Source organism: Candidatus Palauibacter scopulicola, assembly GCF_947581915.1.
In the GTDB taxonomy this organism is placed as follows: Bacteria; Gemmatimonadota; Gemmatimonadetes; order Palauibacterales; family Palauibacteraceae; genus Palauibacter; species Palauibacter scopulicola.
The window spans coordinates 26,260-38,312 of the sequence record NZ_CANPWG010000039.1 but is presented as its reverse complement, the minus strand read 5'-3'; the positions used below and the strand labels follow the sequence as shown (position 1 = coordinate 38,312).

Sequence of the window (12,053 nt, the reverse complement as noted above, 5' to 3'; positions counted from 1 at the left end):
CTTCCCTTGCTAGCCCCAGCGTTCGGGTTTCGGTTCCCGGGCCATCAGCCGCGCCAGCACCTCTCGGGGCGCAACATCTTCGTACAGGATCGAATATACACTGCTTGTGATCGGCATCTCCACGTCCAGATCCCGGCTCAGTTCGTATGCCGCGCGCGCCGTTCGCGCGCCTTCCACGACCTGGTCCATCTCACCGATCACTTCCGAAGGCCGGCGGCCCGCGCCAATGGCGAGTCCGGCGGAGCGATTCCGGCTCAGCCGTCCCGTGCAGGTGAGAACGAGGTCTCCGAGCCCGGCGAGGCCCCCGAGCGTCGTTTCCCGCGCCCCGAAGTGCCGGGCGAGCCGGGCGATCTCCGCCAGTCCGCGGTTGATGAGCGCCGCGCGCGCGTTCGACCCCAGTTCCAGTCCGTCCGATATCCCGGCCGCGAGCGCGATCACGTTCTTGAGCGCGCCGCCGAGCTCCACGCCGTCCACATCCGGCTGCGTGTACACGCGAAAGTACCCGTTCCGGAACAGGCTCTGCACGGCGAGCGCGTGAGCTTCGCTACGGCTTGCGGCGACCACCGCCGTCGGGAGCCCGCGGAGGAGTTCCTCCGCGAAGCTGGGTCCCGAGAGGACGACCGTACGTCTCCCCGCGGCCTCGCCCAGCGTCTCCACGATGACCTCCGACATCCTCCGGTGCGTCCCGAGTTCGATCCCCTTGGAGGCCGAGACCAGGATCTGATCCTCGAGATGGGGCGCGGCTTGTCGCAGCACCTCGCGCACGGCGTGCGATGGGCACACGGAGAGCACGAAACCGGTGTCGTCCATCGCCTCCGCGAGGTCCGACGTCACGGTGAGCGGACGGCCCAGTTCGATCCCGGGCAGATACCGCTCGTTCGTCCCGGTCGCGCGCATCGCGGCGGCGTGAGCGGCGTCCCGCGCCCACAGCCGCACGTCGTGGCCGTTCCGGACGAGGACATCGGCCAGCGCCGTGCCCCAGCTGCCCGCCCCGAGTACGGCGACCCTCTGCGCGCTCACGCGTCGTCCTTCGGGGGCTTCCGCGCCACCCTCTCCCGGCGCGGGAGCCGGCCGCGGCGCCAATCCACCTGGAATTCCTCGCGTCTCACGATCCGCGCGAGGTTCGAGCGGTGGGTCCACCAGACCGTGATCGCCAGGAGGAGCGCATAGAACACGACGGAGCGCGGCGCCGCCGAGCCGCGCGCCATGATGGGTACGAGGGCCGCCGAGACGAGCGACGCCATGGAAGCCGTCCGCGTGAGGATCACCGTCACGACCCACACGAAGAAGGCGACGATCACGGCCACCGGAACCAGCGCGGCCATCGTTCCGGCGGCGGTCGCGACCCCCTTCCCTCCCCTGAATCTCGTATACACGGGCCACACGTGGCCGGAAATGGCCGCGAGCCCGTAGGCGAGCGCCCAGGCGCCGGCACGCCCGTCCCACATCGGGAAGAGCCAGACGGGCACGAACCCCTTCAGCAGATCCACGATGAGCACGCCCACGGCCGGGAAGAACCCGAGGACCCGGTAGGCGTTCGTCGACCCGAGGTTACCGCTCCCCTCCCGCCGCAGGTCGTACCCGTAGGCGCGCCCGACGAGGTAGCTGGTGGGGAAGGCCCCGATGAGATAGGCGGCAAGGGTCAGGAGGGGTGCGGTCATTCGCGCCCCGAGCGCTTCTTCAGCTTGATCCGGATGGGAGATCCCTCGAATCCCCAGGCCTCCCGGAAGCCGGCGACGAGGTATCTCACGTAGTGCTCCTTGAGGTCGTGCGGCCGGTTGGACCAGAGTACGAACTGCGGCGGGGAGGCCGCCACCTGGCTGCCGTACAGCAGGCGCACGTCCCCCCGTCCGCCCTGGGGAGGCTGCCGGCGCGCGACAAGCCGTTGAAGGACTTCGTTCACCTCCGCCGTCGGCACCCGCCGTGCCCGCGCCACCTGCACCTCGAACGCGAGGTCGATGGCCTTCCGCACCCGCTTCCCGGTCAACGCCGAGCAGGTGATGATGGGCACCCAGCGAAGGTAGTGCGCGCGCTCGCGGAGTTCGCGTTCGAAGCCGGCCAGCGCCGAGGGTCCGCGGTCCTCGATCAGGTCCCACTTGTTCGCCACGAATACGAGGCCTTTCCCCTCGTCCCACGCCTGGTGTCCGATGCGGAAGTCCTGGTTCGCCGCGCCCGCCCTGGTATCCACGAGGAGGAGGCAGACATCGGCCCGGTCGATGGCCGAGGCCGCCCGCAGCCGTCCGAGGAATTCGAGGTCATCCACGATACGGGCGCGACGCCGGAGGCCCGCAGTGTCGATGAGGCGGACGCGGCGCCCGTCCAGGACGAGATCCGTGTCGATCGCGTCGCGGGTGGTCCCCGCCTCCTCGTGGACGATGACGCGATCCTCTCCGAGAAGCCGGTTCACGAAGCTCGACTTGCCCACGTTGGGGCGCCCGATGACCGCGATCCCGATGTCGGCTTCGTCCTCCTCCGTCTCCGCCGACTCCGGGAGGGCCGCCACCACGCGGTCGAGGAGATCCCCCGACCCCTTGCCGCTGAGGGCCGCGAGGGGCGTGGGGTCCCCGAGGCCGAGTTCGTAGAAGTCGACGTGCCCGATCGCGTCGCCGAGCTCGTCGAGCTTGTTCGCCGCGACGATCACGGGCAGGCCCGAGCGGCGCAGGAGCTGCGCGACGTGGCGGTCCACGGGCTGGACGCCGTCGCGGCCGTCCACGACGAAGACGACGACGTCCGCGTGGCCGATCGCGGTCTCGGCTTGCCGGCGCACCTCGAGGTCGATGTGTTCATCCGGCCGGACGACGAGGCCGCCGGTATCGACGAGGAGGAAGCGCCGCCCGGACCATTCCGCCTCCGCGAACTGCCGGTCCCGCGTCACGCCGGGCCGCTCGGCCACGATCGCGACGCGCCGCCTCAGGATCCGGTTGAAGAGGGTCGATTTGCCCACGTTGGGGCGGCCCACGATGGCGACGGTGCGGAGAGCCATCAGTGTCGACACCACACTAGAGCCGCGAGAGGACGTCGACGAGGTCGTGCGAAGGCTCGACCCGGCGGCCGGGAAAACCGGCCTGCAACTCGGCGAGGCTCACGTCGTCGAGGAAGAGGTCTCGGTCGTTCAGCGCCTGCGCCGAGAAGAGGGCCACGTCGAAGTCTCCCGCACCCTGCAGTGCGCTCCGGTGATCCGTGCCCGGCAGGAGGCCGGCCGTCGTGACCATCGGCCCGTACAGCGTGTTCTCGACCGCGACCGTCGAAACCTCCGCGCCGGTGCGCCGGGCGATGCGGCCCGCGAGGCGGGTCAGCGTCGGCCCCATCGAGGTCCCCGTGACCGCGACGACCCGGCGCCCTTCCAGCGGGCGGAGCGCCTCCAACTGTCCGGTCACGCGATCCGTCAGCGTGGAGATCGCCCCCACGCCGTTGCTCTCGAGTTCGTGGTCGTCGAAGTACGCGGCGCCGGGCGGTTCGAGTCCCGCCTGCAGGTACATCTCGTCGGCGGCGTAGCACCACCCCTGCCCCCGCTCCGCCAGGGCCCGCTCGCGGATCGCGTCGACGGCGTCGAGCGCCGCGCCACATTCCGCCGGTTCGAGCGTCCGCCCGCCCAACGCCGCGTTCCACGAGGTCAGGCCCACGGGGACGATGGAGAGCGACCGGATTGCGTCCCCGCGGCGATAGAGGTCTTCGATCGTCCGTCTCAGGTGTTCGCCGTCGTTCACCTCCGGACAGAGGACGACCTGCGCGTGCACGGCGATGCGGCCCTCGGCCAGCCGGTCGAGATCCTGCCCGATATGCGCGCTCCGGGGGTTCTTCAGCATCCCCAGGCGGACCTCGGGGTCCGTGGAGTGGACGCTCACATAGAGGGGGGACAGTCGCTGTTCGAAGATGCGGTCCCAGTCATCCGGACGCAGGTTCGTCAGCGTGATGTAGTGGCCGTGCAGGAAGGACAGCCGATAGTCGTCATCCTTCACATACAGCGGCGCCCGCAGCTTGTCGGATTTCGGGTTTCCCTTCACGAAGCAGAACGGGCACGCGTTCGTGCAGCGGCGAATCTTGTCGGGCTCCGGGACGATGCCGAGGGGTTCGTCCGCCGGTTTCTCGATCTCGAACAGGAGCCGCTCGCCCGTCCGCTGCTCCGCGAGCACCCGGAGCGCGGGCTCCGCCTGGTGGAAGAGAAGGTCCAGGCCGTCCCGGATGGGCTTGCCGTTGATCTCGAGCACGGCGAGGCCCGCCGGCAACTCGAGATCTGCGGCGATTGACCCCGGCTCGACGCTGGCGATTCGAATCATGATCTGGCGCTGGTGTCGGGCCGCTCCGACGTCCCGGGAGCGGCCCGCACCCGGACCCGCGGCCCGGCAGGGCAGGCCTGCCGAGCGGTCAGCCGCCGATCGTTCCGTACCGGAACCCGGCCAGCGGCACGTCGGACTGGATCTCGAAGGTGAAGCTGCCGGAATCGGCCCCGAAGCTCTGCGTATGTTCCGTGACGACCTGCCCGCCGGCATCGACGAACTCGAACGTCATCTGCAGCGTGCCGGACGCGGTGCGGTTCGTGAACGCGAGCTGCACGATGTACCGGCCGTTCGCGGCCGCGGCCATCTGCGCGAACGTGACGGAGAGCGGCAACGCCTGCTCCTCGCCCATGGCCTCCATCGCCTGCTCGTTCATTGCGGCGCGGCCCAGCGACTGAAAGCGGAGCTGGTGAGCGAGCGCGTCGTACGGATACCACTGCGTGAGGGTGTCCGCGAGCGCGATGACGGGCCCGGGACGGTCGGACTGGATGGAAGCGTTAACGTAGTTCTCCATCGCTTCCTTGTTATAGGGGTTCCCCTCGCGAGCCTTCCCGAACGCGGTGGCCGCGTCCGGGAAGTTCTGAGCGTTGTAGAATCCCACCCCGACTTCGAGCCACTGCTGGTACGTCAGGTCCGTGCGCTCGAGCGTCGCGGAATAGATCGCCGCCGACTCCTCGGTCTGCCCCTGATCGGCCAGGACTCCCGCATACCGGATCTGGATCACGACATCGTCCGGATTCCCGGCGAGGTAGTCGCTGTAGGCCTGGAGGGCTTCATCCCCTCTGCCTTCCGCCCCCAGCATATCGCCGAGTCCGCGGACGATGCCGCGCAGTGACTCCGCGTCCGCGTCGGGAATGTCCGCGGCGAGCGCGGCCCGATACGTCTCGATCGCACCGGCGTTGTCTCCCAACTGCGACTGCAGGAGGGCCGCGTTGCTGTACGTGCGGAGGTCGGGATTGAAATCGTTCGCAAGCATGAAGGCGTCGAGCGCCGTCTCGTAGTCGGATGCGCCGTAGGCCGTGACGCCCTGGTTGTAGAGCCGGACCCAGCCGTTGTAGCGCTGTGCCTCGCCGTGCATCATGCACTCGGGCGCCGCGGTAGCGTCGTAGCGGTCGAGAAACGCGACGGCATCCGGAAAGTTTCCGAGACCGATCTGGATCTGGGCGCCCAGCAGGGGAACCACCGGGTTGTCGCTGTCGAGATCCGATCCGAGCGCCTCCCAGGCGTCCATGAAGATGTCCAGGCTGTCCGCGGCCGTTGCGGCCTCGGCCAGTCTCTGGATCGCCTCGGAAGCCGTGGAGGCCGCGCTGTTCGCGTCGAACTCGCATTCCTGCCCGAAGAGTCCCGCGGAAGTGAAGATCGACGCGAGGGTGGCGGCGGTCGCCGCTCTCGCGCCAGTACGCACCATGTTCGACATCGCTCTGAACCCCTGTTTCTGTTTTGAGTCGCAGCCACGGTCAAGGTAGCCGGAAGGCCTCGGTAGCGCACGGAGCCCCGCGGGGGTTTCCCACGGCCCGCGCTAGTACGTGAGCAGGTTCCCGGTGTTGAAGAGGACAACCGTCTCGCCGTCGCGCAGTTCTCCGGATCGCCGAAGTTCGCGTGCCCCGGCGAGGGTGGCCCCGCCCTCGATCGCGGCCCCCACGCCGGCGGCGCCGAGCTCGAGGGCCCCGACCTTCATCGCATCGTCGGAAACGGCGACGCCGCCTCCGCCCGATTCCCGGATGGCTTCGAGCATCAGGAAGTCTCCGAGCGCACCCGGGACGCGGAGCCCCCAGGCTTCGGTCGAGGCATTCCGCCATGGCTCGGCGTACGCCTCGCCTGCGGCGTGCGCGCGCACGATGGGCGCGCACCCCGTGCCCTGCACCGCGTAGAGGCGCGTGTCGCCGTCGATCAGGCCCAATTCCCGCAGTTCCGCCAGCGTCTTGGCGCTGCCGATGAGGCCGGTGCCGCCGCCCGTGGGATAGACGATGGCGTCGGGCGCCCGCCAGCCGAGCGCTTCGACGATCTCGAGCATCATCGTCTTCTTCCCCTCGATCCGGTAGGGCTCCTTCAGCGTGGAGATGTTGAACGCGCCCGTCTCCGCCCCGTATTCGGCGGAGAGGCGGCCGCACTCGTCGATGAGTCCATCGACCCGGACGATATCGGCGCCGTAGTGCTCGCAGCGCCGAGCGACGCCCTCCGGCGTGTCCTCGGGGATGAAGAGGCGAGAGGGCACGCCGGCGCGCGCCGCGTAGGCCGCGAGGGCCGCCCCCGCGTTTCCGGCGCTCGGAATGACGAGGTCCCTCGCCCCCTCGTGCACCGCCCGCGTGACGGCGGCGCACAGCCCGCGGTCCTTGAAGCTCCCCGTGGGGTTGAGGCCCTCGTCCTTCACCATGAGCCTGAGGCCCTCGAACTCCCCTCCGATCTCGATCTCGAGCAGGGGCGTGCCGCCCTCCCCGAGCGTTACCGGATCCTCGTTCGGCTCGACGGGCATAATCTCCCGAAAACGCCACATGCCCCCCTGTCGCCCGGTCCAGGCCCGCCGCAGCGCTTCGCCGTCCAGGGCTCCGAGGTCGTACCGGGCCAGCAGGGGCTTCCCGCAGTCCGGGTCCGGGCACACGGTGGCCAGCCCCCGGGCGACGGGTCGCTCGCAGAGGCCGCATTCGAGGCGCCAGCTCATACGCTTCGCTCCTTTTCTGTCGCTGCCGCGAGTCGTGCGAGGGTGCGTTCGCGTCCGAGCGCGTAGGCGACCTCGCCGAGGTCGGGGCCGTGAAGCTGCCCGGTCAGGGCGACCCGGACGGGCGGAAAAAAGGTACGTCCCGCGAGACCGGCGTCGCGCATCGCGCCGCGAAGCGCCGTGGCGAGGGGTTCGGGTCGCCACGCCGTGTCCGCCCATGCCGCGCGGGCGAGGCGGATCGCGGTCGCTGCCGCGGGGCCGGAGAGCGACTCCCGCGCGGCGGATCCGCCGGTCTCCGGCGCGCGGTAGATCGGCTCGACCTCGGACGAGACGTCGGAGAGGAGACGCGTGCGCTTGGCGAACACCTGCGCCGCGCGGCGGAGATCGGCGTCGTTCAGCCCCAGCCCTTCCATGTCGAGCCGCCCCGCCCACTCGCCGGCCAGCCGTCCGGCCGGTTCCGCCCGCAGGTGTCGCCCGGAAAGCCAAGCCATCTTCTCCTCGTCCACCTCGGCGTCGGCCGCCCCCAGCCGGTCGAGGTCGATCCGTTCCACGAGCACCTCCCGGCTCAGGAACTCCTCCCCGTCCTCCGAGGACCACGAGAGGAGCGACAGGTAGTTGAGCACCGCGTCCGGATGGAATCCCCGCTCCCGGTAGTCGAGGACCCCGGCCGCCCCGCGCCGCTTGGAGAGCTTCCCGCCCCCGGGGGCGAGGATGGTCGGGATGTGGACGAACTCCGGCGGCCGCACCCCGAACGCCCGGTACAGGAGCACCTGCTTGGGCGTGTTCGAGAGATGGCCCACCCCCCGGATCACGTGGCTGATCTCCATCTCGATGTCGTCCACGGCGACCGCGAAGTTGTACGTGGGCCGTCCGTCGCTGCGCACGAGCACGAGGTCCCCCAGGTCATCGCCGTCGATGGCGAGGGTGCCCTTCAGGAGATCGGTGAACTCGATGGGTCCGGATTCCACGCGGAGCCGGATCGCGGCCTCCCGCCCCGCGGCCTCATGCCGGCGCGCCCGTCCGGCGGGAAGGTTGCGGCAGCGCGCATCGCGTCCGGTGGGTTCCCCCGCGGCGATCGCCGCCTGTCGCCGCGCCTCCAGTTCGTCCGGCCGGCAGTAGCAGCGGAAGGCCCTCCCCGATTCCAGCAGCTCCGCCGCGCGGGCCCGGTGCCGGTCGGCGCGCGCCAACTGGCGGTACGGCGCGAACGGTCCCCCCTCCCGCGGCCCTTCGTCGGGGGCGATGCCGAGCCAGTCGAGGGCCTCGTAGATCATCTCCTCCCCCCCCGGTACCGCGCGCTCGGTGTCCGTATCCTCGAGGCGGAGCACGAAGGCGCCGCCGTGCCGCCGCGCGAAGAGCCAGTTCAGGATCGCGGTGCGCGCGTTGCCCAGGTGGAGGGCACCGGTCGGGCTCGGCGCGAAACGGGTCCGGACGCGCGCCTTCGCCGCGGTCGAAGGCGTCACGGAGGTCCTTCCTCTTCCGCCTCGAAGCCGGCGCAACGCAGCACCGGCAGCGTCGGATAGCGCCGGAAGCGCGCGTCCGTGCGCGACAGCCGGCAGAGGAGGAAGGCGGAGCCGCGGTCGCTCCGGATCCAGCGGCGGTGACGGCAGCGCGCGCACAGGCCCGCGGGGGGACGTCCACCGCGCGTCACGGCGCGGCGCCCCGGGCCGGGTCGTCCTCGCCGAGCGCGGTGAGGATCGAGGTGGCGGTCGCCGGACCGATCCCCGGCGTCCGCGCGAGCTGCGCGGGCGTGGCCCGCCGGATGAGGTCGAGACTGCCGAACCGCTCCAGCAGACGCTGCTCGCGCTCCGGTCCCACCCCCGGGATCTCGCTCAGCCTCGACCGCAGGGCCCGGCGGCGGCGCAGCGTCCGGTTGTACCGGAGCGCGAAACGGTGGGCCTCATCGCGCGCCCGCTGCAGCCAGTGCAGACCCGGATCCGCGCGTGGAAGCCGCAGCGGCGTCGGGGTTCCGGGCCGGAACACCTCTTCTTCGCGCTTCGCGAGGGCCACGGTGGGCAGGTCCGAGACGCCGGCGCCATCCATGGCCTGTCGCGCCGCCGACAGCTGTCCCCTCCCCCCGTCCACGACCACGAGGTCGGGCAGCCCCCGTCCCTCCCGGACGCGCCGGTCGAAGTAGCGCGAGACGATCTCCTGCATCATGGCGTAGTCATCGGTCCGTCCCTCTTCCGAGTCCCGGATTCGGAACCTGCGGTATTCATCCTTGTGCGGCCGGCCGTCCCGGAGCCACACGCAGCTGCCGACCGACTCCCGGCCCGCGAGCGTCGACACGTCGAAGCAGACGATGTCCCGCGCCGGGGCCTCCAGCCCGAGCGCCTCCGCCAGCCGCGCCGCGGCGGGCGAGGGTCCCGCCGCTTCGACCCCCGCCCCCGCCTCGTCCCCCCGCTCCACCCGGTCCCGTTCCAGCACGTGCGCCGCGTTCCGGCTCGCGGCCCGGGTCAGTTCCAGCCCGGGGCCGCGCGCCGGCACCCGGATGCGGAAGCGGTGTCCGGCGACGCCCGAGAGGTACTCCTCCACGAGATCGTGCTCGTCGAACGGGTCCGGGACGAGCAGTTCCGACGGGACATCGTCCGCCTGGCGCAGATAGTACCCCTTCACGAGGGCCCCGAGCACGGCTTCGTCCGGTTCGTCGCCGACGTTCGCGAGATAGTGGACCCGCCGACCGACGAGCCTTCCCTCCCGCACCCTCAGCACGATGCCGCACACCGACCCGCCCGCCGGCTGGCGCGCGAAGCCGATCGCATCGTGGCTCCCGCCTCGGGGGTCGATCGCCGCTTGCCGGCTCTCGAGCTGGTCGAGGCCGCGCAATACGTCCCTCAACTCCCCCGCCCGTTCGTAGTCCAGCGCTTCGGCGGCCTCCGCCATCCGGCTCTCCACCGAGCGCCTCACGGCCCCCGTCCGCCCTCCGAGGATCTCGAGGATCTCGTCGATCATCATCCGATAGTCCGCTTCGGACTGGAGGCCCGCGCACGGCGCCTTGCAGCGCCCGATGTGATAGTCGAGACAGGGCCGGGGCGGAAGCTCCGCCGGCATCCGGTAGTGGCACGATCGCACGGTGTACATCTGCTTGATCGTGCGCAGCGCCCGCCGCATCGCCCCGACGTCGGTGAAGGGCCCCAGATACCGCGATCCGTCATCCCGCAGCCGGCGCGTCACGAAGATCCGCGGGAAGGGCTCCCCGATCGTGATCTTGATGTACGGATAGCTCTTGTCGTCGCGGAGCTGGATGTTGAACCGCGGCCCGAACTCGCGGATGAGATTCCATTCGAGGAGGAGGGCTTCGGCTTCCGAGCGCACCGGGAAGGTCTCGATACTGTCGATCTCCCGCACGAGGCGGACGAGCTTTACGGAACGGCTCGCCTCGGCGCCGAAATAGGAGGCGACGCGCGAGCGGAGCGATTTCGCCTTTCCGACGTAGAGGACCTCCCCCGCGGCATCCCGAAACAGGTACACGCCCGGCTCGTGACCCAGCCCCCGCGCCTGCTCGCGCAGCGCGTCAAGGTCCGGCCCGCGCGACGACCGCTGGCCGCTCATTCCCTTCCCTGCGCCGGTGGGGGCGCCCCGACGGTGCGGAGCCCGGTCGGGAGGCCGGCGCAGCCGACATAGCAGAGCCCGCCCGCGATGAGCGCGACCGCGAGGAGGGCGGCGTCGCCGAAGAATCCGTCCGGGACGCGGACCCCGAGGAGGAAGCGAACCGCCAGGAAGGCGGCGCTCGCGAGGCCGGCGCCAGCCGCCATGCGGCCGAGCGAACGCCGCACCGGGAGGAACCAGCCCCCCGCGCCCCGCCGCCCAAGCCCGCGCACGAGGAGGATGAGGTTCACCCAGGCCCCGACCGAACTCCCGAAGACGAGGCCGGCGGCGGCGCGCAGCCCGAACCCGCGGTCCTCCATCCACAGCGCGGTCGCCGCCCCGATGAGAATGCCGGTCCCCACGCCGGCCATGGCGTACTTCACCGGCGTCCGCGTGTCCTGGAGGGCGTGGAACGCGCTCGCGAACAGCTTCGTGAGGCCCGTCGCGATGAGTCCCAGCGCGTAGGCGCCCAGACCCCACCGCACGACCGGAACGTGTTCGGCCCGGAACTCGCCCCGTTCGTAGATGAGCGACGTTACGACGTCCCCGAGCAGGAGGAGCACGGCGACCGACGGAAGGATGAAGTAGGCAACCCGGCGCACACCGGTGGAGAGATGGGAGCGCAGGGCCTCGACCCCCTTCTCCCGGGACATCTCCGGCAGTGCCGCCACCGCCACGGAGGCGCCGAACAGGGCCATCGGCACCATCGCGATGCGCTGCGCGAAGTAGATGCCCGTGAGTGCGCCCTCGGCGAGGAGGCTGGCGACGAAGACGTCGGTCAGGCTCGAGAGCTGGAAGATCCCCTGCCCCGCCGCGACCGGCATCGCGTTGCGCGCGACGCGGCGCACGGGTTCGAAGCGGAGGTCGACCCGCGGCCGGAGCGTTCCGAGCAGGCGGTACACGGCGGGCAGCTGGATCGCGACCTGTAGCACACTCCCGACGAGGGTGGACCAGGTGAGCACGACGATGAGCGGCGCCCAACCCAGCCGCGCCCCGAGCACGAGGCCGGCGATCTGGGACAGGTTCCAGACGACGGGCGCGAAGAAGGGGAGGAAGAAGCGGCGGTGGCTCGTGAGGATGCCGAGACACCACGCACCGACGATCATGACCCCGGACATCGGGAAGAGGATGCGCACGAGGCGCGTCGTGAGCTCGCTCAGCTCCGCGTCGTAGCCGGGCGCGAGGATCCACAGGAGCCAGGGCGCGGTGGCAACGGCGGCGGCCACGACGAGGGCGGAGAGGACGAGGAGGCCGCCCAGCACGCCCTGCGCGAGCCTCCGCGCCGCGACCGTGTCGCCCCGCTCCGTCAACGAGGAGAACACCGGCACGAAGGAGGCGGAGAGGGCGCCTTCGCTGAGGAGGTTGCGAAAGGCGTTCGGGATCTTCAGCGCGGCCGCGTAGGCGTCAGTGACCGGCCCGACCCCGAAGGTGGCGGCGATGATGACGTCTCGCAGAAACCCGGTGATGCGGCTGGCGAGAATACCGGCGGCGACGCGCGTCGCGGAGCGGCCCTGCCCCGGCACCTTCCCCTCGGT

General features: G+C 70.9%; 10 protein-coding genes. All 10 read right to left on the bottom strand.

What is annotated here, in order from left to right:
* Positions 1 to 9 precede the first annotated feature (9 nt).
* A complete protein-coding gene (locus tag RN743_RS07590; protein ID WP_310778360.1) occupies positions 10 to 1,020 on the bottom strand; it encodes an NAD(P)H-dependent glycerol-3-phosphate dehydrogenase in 1,011 nt (336 codons plus the stop codon).
* Positions 1,017 to 1,661 carry a glycerol-3-phosphate 1-O-acyltransferase PlsY gene (gene plsY, locus RN743_RS07585; protein WP_310778358.1) on the bottom strand — a complete coding sequence of 215 codons (645 nt, stop codon included), beginning with the start codon at positions 1,659 to 1,661 and terminating at the stop codon, positions 1,017 to 1,019. The genes RN743_RS07590 and plsY overlap by 4 nt, the downstream gene beginning before the upstream one ends.
* Entirely contained in the window at positions 1,658 to 2,983 is a 1,326-nt protein-coding gene (gene der / locus RN743_RS07580) for a ribosome biogenesis GTPase Der (protein WP_310778355.1), read from the bottom strand. Before der ends, plsY begins: the two co-directional genes overlap by 4 nt.
* A gap of 16 nt (positions 2,984 to 2,999) precedes the next feature.
* Positions 3,000 to 4,277, bottom strand: coding sequence for a DUF512 domain-containing protein (locus RN743_RS07575; protein ID WP_310778351.1), 1,278 nt, complete (start codon positions 4,275 to 4,277; stop codon positions 3,000 to 3,002).
* Positions 4,278 to 4,365: 88 nt separating this feature from the next.
* Entirely contained in the window at positions 4,366 to 5,685 is a 1,320-nt protein-coding gene (locus RN743_RS07570; protein WP_310778348.1) for a tetratricopeptide repeat protein, read from the bottom strand.
* A gap of 111 nt (positions 5,686 to 5,796) precedes the next feature.
* On the bottom strand, positions 5,797 to 6,936 hold the full coding sequence (locus RN743_RS07565) for a threonine synthase (protein WP_310778345.1): 1,140 nt from the start codon (positions 6,934 to 6,936) through the stop codon (positions 5,797 to 5,799).
* Positions 6,933 to 8,393, bottom strand: coding sequence for a glutamate--tRNA ligase (gltX, locus tag RN743_RS07560; protein WP_310778342.1), 1,461 nt, complete (start codon positions 8,391 to 8,393; stop codon positions 6,933 to 6,935). Before gltX ends, RN743_RS07565 begins: the two co-directional genes overlap by 4 nt.
* Positions 8,390 to 8,581 carry a hypothetical protein gene (locus tag RN743_RS07555; RefSeq protein WP_310778339.1) on the bottom strand — a complete coding sequence of 64 codons (192 nt, stop codon included), beginning with the start codon at positions 8,579 to 8,581 and terminating at the stop codon, positions 8,390 to 8,392. The genes gltX and RN743_RS07555 overlap by 4 nt, the downstream gene beginning before the upstream one ends.
* Complete coding sequence (uvrC, locus tag RN743_RS07550) at positions 8,578 to 10,482, bottom strand: excinuclease ABC subunit UvrC (RefSeq protein WP_310778336.1); 1,905 nt, start codon at positions 10,480 to 10,482, stop codon at positions 8,578 to 8,580. The genes RN743_RS07555 and uvrC overlap by 4 nt, the downstream gene beginning before the upstream one ends.
* A complete protein-coding gene (gene murJ / locus RN743_RS07545) occupies positions 10,479 to 12,041 on the bottom strand; it encodes a murein biosynthesis integral membrane protein MurJ (RefSeq protein ID WP_310778334.1) in 1,563 nt (520 codons plus the stop codon). Before murJ ends, uvrC begins: the two co-directional genes overlap by 4 nt.
* Positions 12,042 to 12,053: the final 12 nt, after the last annotated feature.

Coding starts and splice junctions, on each gene's coding strand:
- RN743_RS07570 (WP_310778348.1), bottom strand. CDS start 5,685: ATGGTGCGTACTGGCGCGAGAGCGGCGACCGCCGCCACCCTCGCGTCG.
- der (WP_310778355.1), bottom strand. CDS start 2,983: ATGGCTCTCCGCACCGTCGCCATCGTGGGCCGCCCCAACGTGGGCAAA.
- uvrC (WP_310778336.1), bottom strand. CDS start 10,482: ATGAGCGGCCAGCGGTCGTCGCGCGGGCCGGACCTTGACGCGCTGCGC.
- plsY (WP_310778358.1), bottom strand. CDS start 1,661: ATGACCGCACCCCTCCTGACCCTTGCCGCCTATCTCATCGGGGCCTTC.
- RN743_RS07575 (WP_310778351.1), bottom strand. CDS start 4,277: ATGATTCGAATCGCCAGCGTCGAGCCGGGGTCAATCGCCGCAGATCTC.
- RN743_RS07565 (WP_310778345.1), bottom strand. CDS start 6,936: ATGAGCTGGCGCCTCGAATGCGGCCTCTGCGAGCGACCCGTCGCCCGG.